Consider the following 16,954-nt stretch of genomic DNA (forward strand, 5'->3'; position numbering starts at 1 on the left):
GTAAAATTCAAGGTCTGTAGTAATTTTTGACATTCTACAGTTTTTCCAAAGATAAGTTAAATGATAATTTTTTAGATTATCATCAGGACAATATCTTTCAGTCTAACATATCTCCAAAAATTTCTTTAAAATTGCTGATAAGGTAACTTCTTAAAAAGTCAGTTTGAGAAAAACATCCAGTAAATATTGCTAGGATGAAACGTATACTATCAAGCTTTTACGCCTGATAGTATGCGCTTTTTATTTGAATACTTGCTACAAAACCTCACAAGATTTACTATTATGCCATAGCAAAATGAACTGCACCCTAAAAGTTAAATAGAAAAAATCTAACTTTTAAGGTGCAGATTACATAAAATATTCTAGTACAATAGAGCATTCTTATCCAGGGTAGTCGAATGTATAAACTCATAACTTGAAAAGAATTTTTTCAAATAACTTCGTTAATTTAGTTTTGTCTCCATAAACTGTACCATCCATATATAAATGATAAATCTCATCATCATCACCAATTGATATTTCACATTCAAAACCTTTCATCAAAGCTAAAGAACGAATAACCTCCCTCTGCGTTCTACCGTTTCCTTCACGGAATGGATGAAAATAATTGAGATTATCTAAAATTTCGACCAATAAGTGAACGACTTCTTTTCTACTATTGGCATTGTCATGAAATCTATCTATCAAATTATTAAGGTAAGTAAGTGCTGTATCGAAAGACTGAATCGGCATAAAAGCATTACCACTTTTTGAAATATTGACTTTTCTAAATTCACCTGCCCAATGATACATATCTTCAAACAAAAATTGATGAATTTTCAATATATCTTCTACACTATAAACTGGGATAGGATTGATAAATAATTTCAAACTCTTACTAGCAACCATACGATATTCAAGATCGCGTGCTTTTTGCTCATCTCGTTCTTCCTGCTTATTTCTTAGAACTGAAGAATCTGGATAGGTATATAAATTATTCGGATCAATATAGTCATAAGAATCATAACATTTACGCTTCATTAAGCCATCCCCAGAGCAAGAGCTTCATCTCGTAATTTTTCAACATCACTAACCGTAGGTCGCCATCCTTCAATCATATTTGTACTTAAAGCATACCAAACACTCTTAAAAACGGAGCGGTTTTCAAAAGCTACTCCCATGATTGTCATCTTTTCTTTATCTATATCTAAGGACATATACTACCTCCTATAGTTACATTATACCATGTTTCTATGTAATTTCTTTTTCATTTTTAACTAATGTACTGTAATCATTTTAGTCATTTTAAAAACGTTTTAAAATTTTTTAGGTTAATCATAATTTTATTTTAAGCTATAAAAAACATCAGGAATAATCATCTTTAATCAACTAACTTATTTACAAATTCTCTATATTTTCTTGCCAAAATCATTAATACAATATATAAGCAAGACATAGAGCGACTATCAAGGTCTGGATTTTCGTCTATTCTACTAATTTCATAAAACAATTGATACGTTGAATTATTCTTTAGAAAATTATCGCTAAACTCCGTTACACCAATAATAGTAACTCCCTTTGCATTTAATTTATTTATAGTTGTTTGTATTCCTTTAGTATTTCCACTCAATGATGTAATTATCACTAAATCATCTTTATTCAAATTATCAGCTAGCATGGAAAAATTCGTTTCCCCTGAAACAAGATAATTTGGACGATGACTTAAGAATAATTCATTTGACAACTCTTTCGTAAAATTGTTTTGAGTGAAACCAGTGGCATACAATATTACTTGGGAAGCTTCATAAATTTTTTTTAAAATGGGCAAAAAATCTAATTCTGTAGCAAATCGAAATGTTTTCTGTATATCCATTTGTAATTGAGATAACAAGTCTATTTTATCCACTGATTTTGTTTTAGAGATTGAATCTTGAATCGAATATCTCATATCTGTAAAACCTCTAAAACCAATCTTCTTCGCTAATCTCAAAACAGTGCTTTTTGAAGTTAATAAAAGTTCTCCTACTTCTACTATCGTTTTTGATACAATTAATTCTTTATGTTGAACAATGAACTGCAACATCTCTTTTTCACTCATTGTTAAACTATCATAGTTAACTTCAACATGCTGTTCAAAATTCATTTTTTCATCCTTTTTATTTACATCATTATTTTCAAAATCGGTGTTGTTATTAAAAGTGCATATCCATTTGAAAATCCTATAAAACAATTTAATTCTATCATAAACAAACATAGAATTAAAGATAAAACATCTTCTTCATAGATTATATACATCCGAACTCATATTTGATTGAATTAGGCTTCAATAAATAAGTTAGTAGAAGAAACAAAATCAAAAAACGCACAATATCAAGTTTAAAAAAATTTGATATCATACGTTTCCTCATGAATAGATTTTATAAATTCCCTATTTCAATTGAATTTTGCTCTAGTATTTAAACTTAATAGTATTAGCTCTCACTATACTCGACAAATAGGTTCTATTCAAAGTTTTGCAAAAATCTTTATTGTTCTATTAAGAAAACTTGAGCCTCAAAAGGTTTCAATTCAAAAAATTTTGGAAGTTGTTTAAGTTCTGATTCATAATTTCCAATTAAATATTTTACTTGACTACCAATCAGATTCGATGGTACTTGTGAGGTAGTAGGTTGTTTAGAGAATGAACACACAATTAACAAAATTTGTTTATTATATTCCCGTACATAACTAAAGACATCACTATCTTCTTCGTTTATCAATTCATACTTCCCATGAATTATAATTGGGTAATCACGCCTCAAGCTGATTAATTTTTGATAATAATAAAAAACTGAGTTTGAATCTTCAAGACAGGCTTCTGCATTTATAGAAGAATTGTCTGGAGAATACTGTATCCAAGGGTTTCCACTTGAAAAACCATATCCTTCTTCTTTATTTCCATTCCATGGGAACGGTGTTCTCGCATTATCTCTAGATTTTAAATAAATTGAATTATTTATATAAGATGAAGATTCACCATTTTCCTTCATAAGTTCATAAAAATATTTAGTCTCGATATCTTTGTAATTCTCTACAGAATCAAAATGAACATTCTTCATCCCCAACTCTTCACCTTGAAAAACATACGGAGTTCCCTTCATCATATGCAATAAGGTAGCTAACATCTTTGCTGACTGTACCCTAAATTCACCATCATCACCAAATCGAGTGACAGCTCTTGGTTGATCGTGATTACTCCAGTATAGTGAATTCCACCCTTTTTCTAACTTCAATTGCCACTCTGTTAAAACTGATTTTAAATCACTTACTTTAAAGCGTATATCTGAGAACTTACCATATCTACCATAATCCAAGTGCATGTGATCAAAATGAAACACCATATTCAATTCTTCATTTTCGGGCAGAGTATACTGCAAAGCTTGATCACTGTTTGTATTTGGAGCTTCACCAACTGTCATTACATTATATCGGCTTAGAACTTCCTGATTTAGTTCATGTAAAAACTCATGAACTCGTGGGCCATTTGAAGCTCCTACATAATAAGATTTAGTGTATGGAACTCCACCCGGTGCGTCAGGATAGTCCTGCCTTTTACTTATCAATGTAATTACATCCATCCTAAAACCATCAATTCCTAAATCAAACCATTCGGTCATCATTTTTTGAATTTCTTGACGTACCGTTGGATTTTCCCAATTTAAATCTGGTTGTTCCTTGGCAAAACAATGTAAATAATATTGATTTCGTTCTGGAACATACTCCCATGCAGATCCACCAAAAGTGGAACCCCAATTATTAGGTTCGCTACCATCTGGCTTAGGATCTTTCCAAATATAGTAATCAGAATATGGATTATTTTTATTTTTTCTAGATTCAATAAACCATGAATGCTTATCACTGGTATGATTCACAACCAAGTCCAGAATAATCTTTATTTCTAATTTATGAGCTTCTGCTAATAATTCTTGAAAATCTTCCATTGTCCCATAAATTGATAGGATTCTTTCATAATCACTGATATCGTATCCATTATCCACCAATGGTGATTCATAGATAGGATTAAGCCAAATAACATCAATTCCTAACTTATGGAGATACGGTAATTTTTCTTTTATTCCATTCAGGTCTCCTACACCATCTCCATTTGAATCCTTAAAACTTTGAGGATAAATTTGATAAACAACACTATTTTTCCACCAAGCATCTGCCATCACTCATCATCCTCATCAGTCACTTGATTATATATATCATTCACAAAAAGTAATTGATTCTTTGCTTCATCAATAGACTTTCTAATTAACTCTTCAGATAAATCTTCGCTTTCAATAGATAACAAAAGCGTCATAATAATTGGTAAATTCATCCCTGTTACAAGAAACAAATTTCTTTTGCTCATATACCTAATAAAAGTTTGATTCACCGATCCACCAAGCAAATCTGTAAAAATCAGAACTTTTTCGTCAACGGGATAACTTTCTAAAAGTTTTGAAATTTCGTCTTCAATTGGCTCATTATTAATATAGGCTGCAATTACATCAATTTTTCCAATAGATGGGATTAAGTACTCTATAGTATCCTTCATCCCAGTTGCAAGATGATGATGACTTGCAATAATAACTTTTGTCATATTTTCTCCTTTTAATTAACTGATAAAATGCCAAAGTAAGACAGAATTAAAGATAGAATAATAATTCCAAAAATAATTTGAATTACGGATAACTTCTTATTCGCTAACAATTTGTAAACTAAATAAGTCATCACTGCAGGTAATAGCGCTGGCATGATTTTATCAAGAATATCGTCTTGAATTACTAGCTTAACATCTCCTGTAGTAAATACTGTCGAAATCTTCATTTTAACTACAGATGGGATTAAAGCTCCAACAACCGTTAAACCCATGATTGAAGCAGATTCAGTAAAAATATTTAATTTTTCACCTAATCCGGTTATCAACTTCAAACCAGAATCATATCCGATATCAAATAATTTAAATCGGAAAAATAGGAAGAAAACATTCAAAACTAACCAAATTATTGCACCAATTGGATTCCCTTCTAATCCCATATATGCTGCAATTGAGCCCATGATTGTTGGATATAATACCCAAATTAAGGTATCACCTACACCAGCAAGTGGTCCCATCATACCAGTTTTAAAATTTTGTACCGTATCTAAAGATTCAACACCATCTTTTTCTTCCATTGCTATACTTGCACCTAATAAGATATTAGCCATCCAAGTAGTAGTATTAAAATACTTAAAATGATTATTCAATGATGCAACATATTCATCATCATTTGGATAGATTTTTCTTAAAACTTTATTTAATCCATAAACAACTGCTGGTCCCTGTTGATTCTCATAATTAAAAGTGTTACATGCCATAAACATATATCTGAACGCGGCATTACGAATATCTTTTTTTGTTATTTTTTGTTGTACATCATTCATCAAAGTCATCTCCAAATTCTTCAGCTCCGGCAACTGTTGAAGAGACAACAGTTGATACATTTTTATTCATAGTAAAATAGTAATATGCAATGGCAAAACCAGCAAGAGAAATTCCTAAAATTGGTAAATTCAAATATGCTGCAAGGATAAAGCCAACAATAAGCATGCTTAAATATTTTTTAGTAGGCATCACCTGTAATAGAATCGCGATTCCGACAACAGGTAGGATACTACCTGCAATAGATAAACCATTAGTGAACCATTCTGGTACACTATTCAAAATTACATTTACAATTTTATCTCCAAAAATGACACAAAGAGCTGTCGGAATTGCTGTTGATAAACCAAAAATAACCGGTCCAATCCAAAAAATTCGATTCATCTTAGTAAACTTTTTCTCATTAGCTGCCTTCTGAGCTGCGTGGGTTACATATGTATTAAGTATTTTTGCTAAAACATCCAACTGAATCCCAAGCATTCCAACAGGAACTCCTACTGCTAAAGCTACAGCTTTTGCAGACTCTACATTACTTGTTGTTTTAATCGCAATAAAACCACCTACTAATGCTGCTAGTCCCCAGTTTGGTACTGATGAACCACCAATGTTTGCAACACCTAATGCCATCAATTGGAATGTTCCACCAATAATCATTGCTGTTTTCATATCTCCCATAATAATTCCAACAAATAATGAAACCATTATAGGAAACCAAGTACTTAGTACCAATCCTTGTTGATCTAGTACTACCCAAAACGACAATAAAATAATAAGTAAACCTTGAATCACTTCCATAGTATCATCTCCTATTTAATATACTTTTCTAAATTTTCCTCTGGATCAGAAGGAACAAAATGGAATGTTACCTCAACACCAAGTGTTTTTAATCTTTTCAAATCAGCAATTTCTTTTTCATTGACAGATACCATCTTCTTGACTGTTTTTTTTCCTTCACCATCAAACATTATTCCAACGTTAACTTTTGGTATCTTTACTCCACCTTCAACCAATGCCACCAATGTTTCAGGTTCTCGAACAATTAGTAAAACATTATGATTATCATACTTGCCATCTGCAAAATTTGTAATCGCAGTATCTGTATCAATAATTGACATTCCAGTTCCTGCAGGTTTACTCATCCTCATAGCAGCCTTTTGGACTTCGTCCTTACTTACTTCATTATCTACTACCATCAACCTTTTGGCATTTGTAGCCCCCGCCCATTGTGTTACCACAATACCATGAATCATGCGTTGATCAATTCTCGCTAATACTACTGACATATAGCTTCTCCTTTTTTTAGTTATGATAGAATTATAAAACACGAAAACGCTTAACACAAGATGTTATAAGCATTTCGGGAGATGTATTGAAAAGTTGGGATAAGTAGCAAATTAGTGAGAAGTTTCCCGACATAAGTAATTTATGTATCTCTTATCTTTTTCCTTCATTTGATTATTAGTATTCAAATCGAAATATTATTAAAGGGTTATCACTTTTTTAGTTTTCCGAGCTTATGTAATTGAGAAATATGAACTACTGTATCATAAAGATGATGTACAGTTTAGCAACAAATGTACAGTTTCTTCGTACCAGTTCAAATGATTTTGTTATCGTCGTTTTCTATTTGAAGATATTATTTCTAAATATTTGTAAATAATAAAATACATTCCGCTTTATTTCTAAATATTTGAAAATAATCTTCATTTGTATTATACTATCTTTGAGGTATCTTTTATGAACTATATTAAAAGACCACATTATTTAGACTTTTTAAGAAGACATTGTGACCGACAAATCATTAAGGTTGTGAATGGAGTTAGACGAGCTGGTAAATCTGTTCTCTTTCAACTCTATAAAGAGGAGTTACTAGCAACTGGGGTAGACGAGGATCAGATTATATTCATCAATTTTGAGGATCTAAGTTATTATGACCTGCGACATTTTCAAACATTATTCACTTATATAAAAGGGCAGTTAGTTGGAGAGAAAACATACTATATCTTTTTAGATGAAATTCAACATGTTGAAAAATTTGAACTGGTAGCAGATAGTCTATTCATCTTGCCAAATGTTGACCTCTATTTGACTGGATCAAATGCCTACTTTATGAGTAGCCAATTAGCTACAAACTTGACTGGTCGGTATGTTGAGATAGAGGTTCTTCCTTTGTCATTTGAAGAATATCTATCAGGTCAATCTCTCTCAGAGAATCTGAATACAACAGAAGTTTTTAACAATTATCTCTTTAGTGCTTTCCCTTACTTATTGCAAACATCATCTTACGCTGAAAAAATTGACTATCTCAGAGGAATATATAACTCCATACTGTTAAATGATATTGTCACTAGATTGGGAAATCCAAATCCTACTATTATTGAGCGCATTGTCCGAACCCTTCTCAGTAGTACAGGTAGCTTAATATCAACAAATAAGATTCGCAATACCCTGGTCAGCCAAAATGTTTCAATCTCCCATAATACTTTAGAAAATTATTTGACGACTTTGACAGACAGTTTACTTTTTTATTCCGTTCCACGTTTTGATGTAAAAGGTAGAGCATTATTGCAACGCTTAGAAAAATATTATCCCGTTGATTTAGGTTTACGACACCTCTTATTGCCAGACCCCAAAGAAGATATTGGGCATATCTTGGAAAATATTGTATATTTGGAATTAAGACGTAGATATTCACAAGTATATGTTGGTAATTTAGATAAATATGAGGTTGATTTTGTTGTTGTAACTGATCTTGGTCACTACGCTTATTATCAAGTCAGTGAAACAACACTTGCTCCAGAAACACTAGAAAGAGAACTTAGACCACTAGAAGCCATTAAAGATCAATTCCCCAAGTATCTATTAACAATGGATACGATTCAGCCAACAGCAAATTACAATGGAATTGAGAAAAAAAATATCATAGATTGGTTACTAGAAAAATAGATAAATATAAATCATACAGCTAACTAGATTTGCAACAGTCTGTTATCAATGATTCTACCCAAATCCTAACAAGATATAAAGAATTTAGAACACATTATCTAATACAGACACTTGAAGGATAAAATGGAATCTTTAACTTCTGTAAGAACTATTATTACTTAAAATGATGAATCTCCATAGAATTAATGAAACTATAAATCAAACGGAACTATAATGAAAAAGAGACCAAGCAATCAGGCTTTAAAATCCTAAAAACGCATAGTATCAGGTGTTGAAAAACTTGATATTATGCGTTTTATTATGGAAATATTTGCTTCATTTTCTCCTGAAATAGAGTTTTTGCTAGCCTATTTTCTCTATTTCTAATGACTTACTTCAGCTTCTTACCTCTTGGAAAGAGCAACAAAAATATGAACTAGCAAAATTTGGTATCATCAGTAACCCAGAACAATTTGTTTTTACATATATCGATACAAAAGGAAATATCAATAAGCCTTTACATGCTGACTATCTAAACAATAAAATGATAAGCATTAGAAAGCGACATAAAGAGCTGGCACATGCTACACCTCATAAACTGCGACATACAGGAGCGACACTTGCCAAACAAGAGGGAATGAGCTTAGAAGCTATTTCTGAAGCTTTAACACACAGTGACACAGGAACAACACAGATTTATGTAAATACCTCTAATGTAGTTCCTATGACAGTAGGTGAATTTGCTTTAAAGTCTCTAAAACAATAAGGTGAAAATAAGGTAAACTTTGAGGTGAACTTTTTCAAAAAACATAAAAAAAGCACCCCTGAGGTAAACTCTTGAGTGCTTTGAAACGTTGATATAATCGTATTGATTAACGTTTTGAGGCAACTGACCTTGTCAGGTTGCAGCCACATTTGTAAGCGACTAAAGTCGCAACAACTGTGTCAATTGCACCAATTTAGTAAAAAAGTACAAAAAAGAACACCCCGAAAGGTGCTCTTTGTAAGTACAGTAATTCTTTCGAATTAACGTTTACTAAATTGTGATGCTTTACGAGCTTTCTTAAGACCTGGTTTCTTACGTTCAACTTTACGTGAGTCACGTGTAAGAAGTCCTGCGCGTTTCAATGAATCGCGGAAGTCTGGGTCTACTTGAAGAAGGGCACGAGCGATACCGTGACGGATAGCTCCTGATTGACCAGCGTATCCACCACCTACAACGTTAACGAAAACGTCGTATGAACCTGCAGTTGAAGTAACTGCGAATGGTTGGTTGATGACAAGACGAAGGTCAGCGTGTGGGATGTACTCTTCAACATCTTTTTTGTTAACAATGATTTTACCAGTTCCTGGAACAAGGCGAACGCGTGCAACAGCGTTTTTACGACGTCCAGTACCTGCATATTGTGCTTGTGACATACTTTATTGTTCCTTTCCTTAGATAAGTCCTGAAATATCAAGAACTTCTGGTTGTTGTGCAGCGTGAGTGTGCTCAGCTCCAACAAATACTTTCAACTTCATACCTTGAGCGCGTCCAAGAGTATTGTGTGGAAGCATACCTTTAACTGATTTCTCGATCAAACGTACTGCATTTTTAGAACGAAGTTCACCTGCAGAGATTTGTTTCAATCCACCTGGGTGGTTTGAGTGAGTGTAGTAGATTTTATCAGTTGCTTTTTTACCAGTCAATTTAACCTTTTCAGCATTGATAACAATCACAAAGTCACCTGTATCAGTGTGTGGTGTAAATGTTGGTTTGTTTTTTCCGCGAAGTACGCTAGCAACTACTGCAGAAAGACGTCCAAGTGGTACATCAGTTGCGTCAACTACGTACCATTTACGTTCAACTTGGCCTGGTTTAGCCATAAATGTTGTTTTGTTCATGATTTCTCCTATATATAGTTCGATTTTTGTTTACGGTGATGGGTGTTCCTTCCCATCGAAAAGTATTTGGAAGGTTCCGGGGCCTTTCAAATGGGGTAAACAATACCGCCTACTATAATACCAAATTTCACCCCTAAAAGTCAATAGATATGAAAAATATTTTTCTAAAATTCCACTCTTTTTATCTCTAAAAAACCTCGCTTTCGCGAGGCTCTTCTATTTATAAGCTAAGGCACGTTTAAATGTTTTCCAAATCCCTAAATCATCCGTTTGAAGGACTAGGCTAGCATACATGCGTCCGATAAATCCTGTTGCCACCACTGCAAAAATCACTGTAATAGCAAGTGAAATCCACGCTTCTGCTCCCCCTGCATAGCCATTAATGGTTCTAAATGGCATGAAGAAGGTCGAAATAAAGGGAATATAAGAACCAATTTTCAAGATGAGATTGTCACCAGCTGCACCTAAAGCTGTCACTCCAAAAAAACCACCCATAATCAAAATCATCAAAGGCGACAAGGCTTTTCCTGAATCCTCAGGACGAGAAACCATAGAACCTAGAAAGGCTGCCAAGACGACATACATAAAGAGACTGACCAAAATAAAGAGCAATGTATTCAATGAGAATGCATCTCCCAAGTGATTCAAAATACCAGACTGTGCCAAGATTGGTAGGTCTTTAAAGAGAAGAATGGCAGCAAGTCCACCTACAACATAAATCCCAATATGCGTTAAAATTACCAGAAACAGAGCCATCATCCGCGCATAGAAATAGTGACTAGCCCTTATGCTAGAAAAGACGACTTCCATAATTTTGGTGCCTTTTTCACTGGCAACTTCCTGAGCCGTTACACCCGCATAGGTAATCAGAATCATATAAAGAAAGAATCCTAAGGCTCCTGCTGCCATTGTTTGAATAAACTTTTTATTTTCCTTGGCTTCATCAATCTTTTCTGTGAATTGAATTGTCTGCGCTAAGCGTTTTTCCTGCTCTTGAGACAAGGAGGCCGTTGAACGATTAAGCTGATTTTGCAGTTCATTGAGTGTACCTGTAACTGCAAATTTAATTCCATTTTCAAGCGATGTCTCGCCATGATAAACTGCCTTCAAGACACTATCTTCTTGATCAATAGTCAGATAGCCTTTTAATTTTTCATCTTTAATCGCTTCTTTGGCACTTGCTTCGTCTTTATAGTCAAAGTTAACACCATTTACATTCTTCAGTCCTTCTGCTACAGACGGCACTGTTGTCACTACTGCCACTTTATCATTTTTAGCCATTGAAGAGCCTTGGAGATAGCCAATTCCTCCAGAGAGACCGATAAACAAGAATGGTGAAATCACCATAAAGAAGAAACTCCACGATTTGACATGTCGAAGATAGGTTTCCTTCATTACAACCCACATATTTCTCATACTTCCACCCCTGATTCTAGTTTAAAGATTTCATCGATTGTTGGCGCTTGCTGGTCAAAGGTTGCGATATATTGCCCCTGAGTCAAGATTGGGAAGAGTTCCCTTCCAGCGCTCTCATCCTCCAAAATCAATTTCCAACTGCCTTGTTTGGTCAAGCTCACCTGTTTAACATGAGGAAGGTTTTCCAATTCTTCCTTGCTTCGTTCACTTGAAACAAAGAGACGTGTTTTCCCGTATTGATTGCGGACATCCTGAACTGGTCCATGCAAGACCACACGGCCATCTCGAATCATGAGAATATCGTCACAAAGCTCCTCGACGTTGGTCATGACATGGTCAGAAAAGATAATGGTTGCCCCACGTTCTTTTTCTTGAAAAATGACTTGTTTGAGCAATTCTGTATTGACTGGGTCCAATCCACTGAAAGGCTCATCCAAGATAATCAAGTCTGGTTCATGAATCAGAGTAATGATGAGCTGAATCTTCTGCTGATTTCCTTTTGACAGACTCTTGATTTTATCTGTCAGCTTCCCTTTCACTTCCAACCTCTTCATCCATTGAGGAAGTTTTTCCTTAACTTCCTTGGCATCCATGCCCTTTAGAGTCGCCAAGTAACGAACTTGTTCAAGGACTGTCAATTTAGGCATGAGACTGCGTTCTTCAGGCAGATAGCCAATCCGAGCGTAGGTCTCCTGACGGATATCCTGACCATCCAGACTGATTTCTCCTTGATATTCTAAAAACTTCAAAATACTGTGGAAAATCGTTGTTTTCCCAGCACCATTTTTTCCGACTAATCCCAAAATACGACCTGGTCGCGCTTGAAAGTCAATACCAAACAAAACTTGCTTGGATCCAAAACTTTTCTCTAGACTTCTTACTTCGAGCATCTTTAACCTCCGAAATGTCTTGCACTCATTATACTCCTTTTTGATAGCCTTTACAATGATTTCTGTCCATTTTTAGAAGACTAATGCTATGTAAAATATGGCATGGAGCGTTTTTAGTGATAAATCCATTATACAGTAGTAAACTTAATTTATCCACTCTGCTCCTCAACTGTCTATTTTTGATCCTGAATTGTTATTTGAAAAGAAAAAATCCACCCCGGAGGATGGATTGATATTTTAACGCACTTCTGCATTGACTTTTTCTTCGAGAGACGCTTGGATTTTTTCCATATAGCGTGCGACTGCTTCGTCCGTTAAGCTATCTTCTGGATTTTGGAAGGTCAAGCTATAGGCCATTGACTTCATACCAAGTCCCAATTTTTCGCCTGAGAAGACGTCAAAGAGTTTGATATCTGTCAAACGTTTCACACCGGCAGCTTGGATAGCATCCACAACTTCTTGGTGAGTCACTTCTGCCTTGAGGAGAAGGGCAACGTCACGGCTAACTGCTGGGAATTTCGTGATTTCCACAAATGGAGCAGCTGGCTGAAGCTCTGCTTCGATGGCTGAAAGGTTGAGCTCTGCTACATAAGTTTCTGGAATATCGTAAGCCTTGGCAGTGACTGGATGCACTTGGCCAAGGAAACCAAGAACTTGGTCACCGAGTGAAATCATAGCTGTACGACCTGGATGAAGGCTAGCGATTTCAGATGTTGCTGTATAAGTCACTGCAAGTCCCAAACGAGTAAAGAGCGCTTCAAGGATTCCCTTAGCATAGAAGAAATCAACTGGAACTGCTGCTGTTTGGAAATCTTTTTCAGCAACCAATCCTGTCAAAGCAAAGGCAAAGCTATTAATCTCATTTGGAAGTTCTTCTTTTGGATTGCCTGTTTGTTCAAAGACTTTTCCAATCTCGTAAAGAGACAAGTTTTTGTTCTTACGAGCCACATTGTAAGCAACTGTATCTAGGATACCAGAAATCATATTTTGACGGAGGACTGAACGATCCACGGTCATTGGCCACATGAGTTCAGTAAGGTTACTTGGTTGAGCCGTAAACTCAACTGCTTTTTCAGGAGTTGTCAAAGCGTAGGTGATGATTTCTGTCAAACCTGCCCCTTCAGCAATAGTACGAACTTGACGGCGGAGTTTTTGTGTGGCTGTCAATTCACCAGCTGTACCGTCATCTTTTGGAAGACTGGTTGGCAAGCGATCATATCCATAGATACGAGCGATTTCTTCAAAGAGGTCTGCTTCGATAGTGATATCCCAGCGACGACGTGGAACGCTGACTGTAAAGCTGTCTGCATTTCCAGAAAGGCCAAATCCAAGACGACGGAAGACGTCTTCTACATCCGCGTAAGAAAGTTCTGTACCAAGGACACGGTTAACATCAGCAAGGGTTGAAGAAACTTCCACATCAGAAGTATCAAGTTCACCTGCTGAAACGATGCCTTTGCGCACCGTCGCACCTGCAAGTTCTGCAATCATGCTAGCCGCCGCATCAAGGGCTTCGTTAACAGTTGCCACATTAATGCCTTTTTCAAAGCGAGAAGATGACTCAGAACGAAGATTCAGGCGACCACTGGTCTTGCGGATAGATTTTCCGTTGAAGACTGCAGCTTCAAGGACGACACGACTAGATTTCTCAGAGATTTCTGTTGCTTGACTGCCCATGACGCCTGCAAGGGCTACTGGCTTGTCTGCGACAGTTATAACTAAGTCATTCACGTCTAAGTCACGTTCTTCACCATCTAAAGTCACCAATTTTTCACCAGCACGCGCTTCACGCACACGGATGTCAGTCCCTTCAAAGGTGTCCAAGTCAAAAGCATGCATAGGTTGACCAAAGTAGAGCAGGATATAGTTGGTCACGTCCACTACGTTATTGATTGGACGGATACCTTCATTCATAAGAAGATTTTGCAACCATTGTGGACTTGGTGCGATAGTCACATTGTCCAAGATACGAGCGGCATAGTAAGGCGCCTTGTCTGTCTCAATGCTGACAGAAAGAGCATCTGCTGCAGCTTGGTCAGTTTCTGAAAGAGTAAATTCTTTAAAGTTGACTGCCTTGTCATAGATGGCTGCCACTTCGTGAGCCACCCCACGCATAGAAAGGGCATCTGCACGGTTAGGTGTAATTGAAAGTTCGATGATTTCATCATCCAAGTCTAGATATGAGAAGACTTCCTCACCTGGAACGGCATTTTCTGGCAAGATTTGGATGCCATCTGCGAATTCCTTAGGCACAACTGAGTCAGAAATTCCCAATTCACCAAGTGAACAGATCATCCCAAGTGACTCAAGACCGCGGATTTTCCCTTTTTTGATTTTGTAGTTGTCAGCGATGCGAGCTCCTGGAAGAGCCACCATAACCTTGATACCAGCACGCACATTTGGGGCACCACAGACGATTTGACGGGCTTCTTCTTCGCCAACGTTAACCTGACAAACATGGAGGTGAGTTTCTGGCACATCTTCGCAAGACAAGACCTCACCTACGACAATTTTTGAGAGACCAGCAGCAGGTGATTCGACACCTTCGACCTCGATCCCTGTAGTTGACATTTTTTCAGCCAACTCTTGTGATGGCACATCAATGTCCACCAATTCTTTTAACCATTTATAAGATACAAGCATAATTTAGTTCTCCAGAATGACAGTTGCCACTCTAGTTCTTTTCCTTTCCTATCATTTCAATAGAAGAATCATCTTCTTACCTTAATTTCTTTCTCAGTAACCAATCCGTGTCTACTTTTTGACCAACCATAAAATGATGTTGGCTAAATTTTTCAAAACCATATCGATTATAAAACGCTTGAGCTTTTGTATTATGCTCCCAAACACCTAACCAAACCCAGGAAAAACTATTTTTTGTAGCAAGTTCAAGAGCGAATTCAAACAGTTGCTTACCTAGTCCAAATCCTTGGAATTTTTGTAGCACATAGAGGCGTTGAATTTCAAAAGCATCCTCTAATTCTCTCTCAGTCTGAGCACTTCCCCAGTTGACTTTGAGAAAACCAGCTATCTCATCTTCATGCATAATGAAATAGGTTTCGGAGTCAGGATTTTCCAACTCAGTTGACAAAGTTCTCAGACTATAAGCCTCTTCAAAGTATTCCTGTAACTGCTCTTCCGTATTATCATGAGCAAATGTTTCATGAAAGGTTTGTTTGGCAATTTTGGACAACACCTCAACATCTGCCATTTCTACTTTTCTAATCATTATTTAAACTGTTCTGAGAAGCGGACATCTCCTTGGTAGAATCCACGGATATCGTTGATTCCATAACGGAGCATAGCTACACGCTCTTGTCCAAGACCAAAGGCAAAGCCAGAGTAAACAGTCGCATCGATGCCACTCATTTCAAGGACACGTGGGTGAACCATACCGGCCCCCATAATTTCGATCCAACCAGTTTTCTTACATACGTTACAGCCTTCTCCACCACACTTGAAGCAAGAAACATCCACCTCAACAGATGGCTCTGTGAATGGGAAGTAAGATGGACGCAAACGAATTTGACGCTCTTCACCGAACATTTTTTGGACAATCAACTGAAGGGTTCCTTGAAGGTCAGCCATAGAGATGTTTTTCCCAACAACCAAGCCTTCAATTTGGTGGAACTGGTGACTGTGGGTCGCATCGTCCGTATCACGACGGAAGACACGCCCTGGCGAGATCATCTTCAAAGGACCTTTTGAAAAATCATGGGCATCCATAGCACGCGCTTGAACTGGAGACGTGTGAGTACGGAGTAAGATTTCTTCTGTGATATAGAATGTGTCCTGCATATCACGGGCTGGGTGGTCTTTGGGAAGGTTCATACGTTCAAAGTTATAGTAGTCTTGCTCCACTTCAAAACCATCCACGACTTGGTAACCCATCCCAATGAAAATATCTTCGATTTCCTCACTGGTTTGTGTCAAAACATGACGGTGACCAGTCGCAACTGGACGACCTGGAAGTGTCACATCGATACTCTCGCTAGCCAGTTGAGCCGCGACTTTCTTTTCTTCCAATAGTTTAGCTGTTTCTTCAAAAGCAGCTGTCAAGACATCACGAGCTTCATTGACGTGTTTCCCAATAATTGGACGCATCTCAGCAGAGACATCTTTCATCCCTTTGAGGATTTCAGTGAGCGAACCTTTTTTACCAAGGACTGAGACACGCAATTCTTGCATCTCTTTTTCATTTTCAGCAGTAATCTGCTTCAAGCTAGCCAGCGTTTCTTCGCGAAGCGCTTTTAATTGTTCTTCAATAGTTGACATAATTCCTCCATCAGTCGCTCGTAGATAAAAAGAAAACCACATGCCAAAAACTCCACTCGGAGCGTTGACACGCGGTACCATCCGTTTTCATCTGACAAGTCAGACCTTCATTTCTAAATCCATGCGCAAGTGAATT

Annotated in this window: 17 protein-coding genes; 2 read left to right on the forward strand and 15 right to left on the reverse strand. The window is 36.5% G+C overall.

Annotated elements, in window-relative coordinates; translation table 11 throughout:
• Positions 1 to 408 precede the first annotated feature (408 nt).
• The 8 genes from HT714_RS00755 to HT714_RS00790 form a co-directional block, all read right to left on the reverse strand.
• Positions 409 to 1,020 (reverse strand): Fic family protein, encoded by a 612-nt coding sequence (locus HT714_RS00755; protein ID WP_173226231.1) that lies wholly within the window; start codon positions 1,018 to 1,020, stop codon positions 409 to 411.
• A complete protein-coding gene (locus HT714_RS00760; RefSeq protein WP_000050754.1) occupies positions 1,020 to 1,196 on the reverse strand; it encodes a hypothetical protein in 177 nt (58 codons plus the stop codon). The genes HT714_RS00755 and HT714_RS00760 overlap by 1 nt, the downstream gene beginning before the upstream one ends.
• Positions 1,197 to 1,360: 164 nt before the next feature.
• Entirely contained in the window at positions 1,361 to 2,122 is a 762-nt protein-coding gene (locus HT714_RS00765) for a MurR/RpiR family transcriptional regulator (RefSeq protein WP_173226229.1), read from the reverse strand.
• Positions 2,123 to 2,504: 382 nt separating this feature from the next.
• Positions 2,505 to 4,190 carry an alpha-glucosidase gene (locus HT714_RS00770; RefSeq protein ID WP_173226227.1) on the reverse strand — a complete coding sequence of 562 codons (1,686 nt, stop codon included), beginning with the start codon at positions 4,188 to 4,190 and terminating at the stop codon, positions 2,505 to 2,507.
• Positions 4,190 to 4,606: a PTS N-acetylglucosamine transporter subunit IIBC gene (locus HT714_RS00775; RefSeq protein WP_112444306.1), complete on the reverse strand. Its 417-nt coding sequence runs from the start codon at positions 4,604 to 4,606 to the stop codon at positions 4,190 to 4,192. Before HT714_RS00775 ends, HT714_RS00770 begins: the two co-directional genes overlap by 1 nt.
• Before the next feature lie 11 nt (positions 4,607 to 4,617).
• A complete protein-coding gene (locus HT714_RS00780) occupies positions 4,618 to 5,430 on the reverse strand; it encodes a PTS system mannose/fructose/sorbose family transporter subunit IID (protein WP_001000716.1) in 813 nt (270 codons plus the stop codon).
• Positions 5,423 to 6,223 carry a PTS sugar transporter subunit IIC gene (locus HT714_RS00785; RefSeq protein ID WP_112444304.1) on the reverse strand — a complete coding sequence of 267 codons (801 nt, stop codon included), beginning with the start codon at positions 6,221 to 6,223 and terminating at the stop codon, positions 5,423 to 5,425. The genes HT714_RS00780 and HT714_RS00785 overlap by 8 nt, the downstream gene beginning before the upstream one ends.
• An 11-nt stretch (positions 6,224 to 6,234) precedes the next feature.
• The gene (locus tag HT714_RS00790; protein WP_172931947.1) at positions 6,235 to 6,711 is read right to left on the reverse strand and encodes a PTS sugar transporter subunit IIB; all 477 of its coding nucleotides are present in this window, start codon (positions 6,709 to 6,711) and stop codon (positions 6,235 to 6,237) included.
• Positions 6,712 to 7,165: 454 nt separating this feature from the next.
• On the opposite strand from HT714_RS00790, the gene HT714_RS00795 reads away from it, so the two are divergent.
• Both HT714_RS00795 and HT714_RS00800 read left to right on the forward strand, forming a co-directional pair.
• Positions 7,166 to 8,374: an ATP-binding protein gene (locus HT714_RS00795; protein WP_173226225.1), complete on the forward strand. Its 1,209-nt coding sequence runs from the start codon at positions 7,166 to 7,168 to the stop codon at positions 8,372 to 8,374.
• 349 nt (positions 8,375 to 8,723) lie between these two features.
• Positions 8,724 to 9,119 (forward strand): tyrosine-type recombinase/integrase, encoded by a 396-nt coding sequence (locus HT714_RS00800; RefSeq protein WP_173226359.1) that lies wholly within the window; start codon positions 8,724 to 8,726, stop codon positions 9,117 to 9,119.
• Between the two features lie 260 nt (positions 9,120 to 9,379).
• Here HT714_RS00800 and rpsI read toward each other — a convergent pair whose 3' ends face one another.
• From rpsI to pheS, 7 genes are all read right to left on the reverse strand, one after another.
• Entirely contained in the window at positions 9,380 to 9,772 is a 393-nt protein-coding gene (gene rpsI / locus HT714_RS00805; RefSeq protein WP_173226223.1) for a 30S ribosomal protein S9, read from the reverse strand.
• A gap of 18 nt (positions 9,773 to 9,790) precedes the next feature.
• The gene (rplM, locus tag HT714_RS00810; RefSeq protein ID WP_001044624.1) at positions 9,791 to 10,237 is read right to left on the reverse strand and encodes a 50S ribosomal protein L13; all 447 of its coding nucleotides are present in this window, start codon (positions 10,235 to 10,237) and stop codon (positions 9,791 to 9,793) included.
• 216 nt (positions 10,238 to 10,453) lie between these two features.
• Positions 10,454 to 11,653, reverse strand: coding sequence for an ABC transporter permease (locus tag HT714_RS00815; protein ID WP_173226221.1), 1,200 nt, complete (start codon positions 11,651 to 11,653; stop codon positions 10,454 to 10,456).
• Positions 11,650 to 12,543 (reverse strand): ABC transporter ATP-binding protein, encoded by an 894-nt coding sequence (locus HT714_RS00820; RefSeq protein WP_000895303.1) that lies wholly within the window; start codon positions 12,541 to 12,543, stop codon positions 11,650 to 11,652. Before HT714_RS00820 ends, HT714_RS00815 begins: the two co-directional genes overlap by 4 nt.
• A gap of 237 nt (positions 12,544 to 12,780) precedes the next feature.
• Positions 12,781 to 15,186, reverse strand: coding sequence for a phenylalanine--tRNA ligase subunit beta (gene pheT / locus HT714_RS00825; protein WP_173226219.1), 2,406 nt, complete (start codon positions 15,184 to 15,186; stop codon positions 12,781 to 12,783).
• Positions 15,187 to 15,262: 76 nt separating this feature from the next.
• Positions 15,263 to 15,772 (reverse strand): GNAT family N-acetyltransferase, encoded by a 510-nt coding sequence (locus HT714_RS00830; protein WP_173226217.1) that lies wholly within the window; start codon positions 15,770 to 15,772, stop codon positions 15,263 to 15,265.
• Positions 15,772 to 16,818, reverse strand: a complete 1,047-nt coding sequence (gene pheS / locus HT714_RS00835; RefSeq protein WP_000103745.1) for a phenylalanine--tRNA ligase subunit alpha — start codon at positions 16,816 to 16,818, stop codon at positions 15,772 to 15,774. The genes HT714_RS00830 and pheS overlap by 1 nt, the downstream gene beginning before the upstream one ends.
• Positions 16,819 to 16,954: the final 136 nt, after the last annotated feature.

It is taken from the genome of Streptococcus sp. 3705 (genome assembly GCF_013277145.1).
Taxonomy (GTDB): domain Bacteria; phylum Bacillota; class Bacilli; order Lactobacillales; family Streptococcaceae; genus Streptococcus.

What these genes read in the sequence shown, in the direction of transcription:
- pheS (WP_000103745.1), bottom strand. Translation starts at nt 16,818, where the DNA reads ATGTCAACTATTGAAGAACAATTAAAAGCGCTTCGCGAAGAAACGCTG.
- HT714_RS00770 (WP_173226227.1), bottom strand. Translation starts at nt 4,190, where the DNA reads ATGGCAGATGCTTGGTGGAAAAATAGTGTTGTTTATCAAATTTATCCT.
- HT714_RS00830 (WP_173226217.1), bottom strand. Translation starts at nt 15,772, where the DNA reads ATGATTAGAAAAGTAGAAATGGCAGATGTTGAGGTGTTGTCCAAAATT.
- HT714_RS00795 (WP_173226225.1), top strand. Translation starts at nt 7,166, where the DNA reads ATGAACTATATTAAAAGACCACATTATTTAGACTTTTTAAGAAGACAT.
- rpsI (WP_173226223.1), bottom strand. Translation starts at nt 9,772, where the DNA reads ATGTCACAAGCACAATATGCAGGTACTGGACGTCGTAAAAACGCTGTT.
- pheT (WP_173226219.1), bottom strand. Translation starts at nt 15,186, where the DNA reads ATGCTTGTATCTTATAAATGGTTAAAAGAATTGGTGGACATTGATGTG.
- HT714_RS00775 (WP_112444306.1), bottom strand. Translation starts at nt 4,606, where the DNA reads ATGACAAAAGTTATTATTGCAAGTCATCATCATCTTGCAACTGGGATG.
- HT714_RS00755 (WP_173226231.1), bottom strand. Translation starts at nt 1,020, where the DNA reads ATGAAGCGTAAATGTTATGATTCTTATGACTATATTGATCCGAATAAT.
- HT714_RS00820 (WP_000895303.1), bottom strand. Translation starts at nt 12,543, where the DNA reads ATGCTCGAAGTAAGAAGTCTAGAGAAAAGTTTTGGATCCAAGCAAGTT.
- HT714_RS00815 (WP_173226221.1), bottom strand. Translation starts at nt 11,653, where the DNA reads ATGAGAAATATGTGGGTTGTAATGAAGGAAACCTATCTTCGACATGTC.
- rplM (WP_001044624.1), bottom strand. Translation starts at nt 10,237, where the DNA reads ATGAACAAAACAACATTTATGGCTAAACCAGGCCAAGTTGAACGTAAA.
- HT714_RS00765 (WP_173226229.1), bottom strand. Translation starts at nt 2,122, where the DNA reads ATGAATTTTGAACAGCATGTTGAAGTTAACTATGATAGTTTAACAATG.
- HT714_RS00760 (WP_000050754.1), bottom strand. Translation starts at nt 1,196, where the DNA reads ATGTCCTTAGATATAGATAAAGAAAAGATGACAATCATGGGAGTAGCT.
- HT714_RS00790 (WP_172931947.1), bottom strand. Translation starts at nt 6,711, where the DNA reads ATGTCAGTAGTATTAGCGAGAATTGATCAACGCATGATTCATGGTATT.
- HT714_RS00785 (WP_112444304.1), bottom strand. Translation starts at nt 6,223, where the DNA reads ATGGAAGTGATTCAAGGTTTACTTATTATTTTATTGTCGTTTTGGGTA.
- HT714_RS00780 (WP_001000716.1), bottom strand. Translation starts at nt 5,430, where the DNA reads ATGAATGATGTACAACAAAAAATAACAAAAAAAGATATTCGTAATGCC.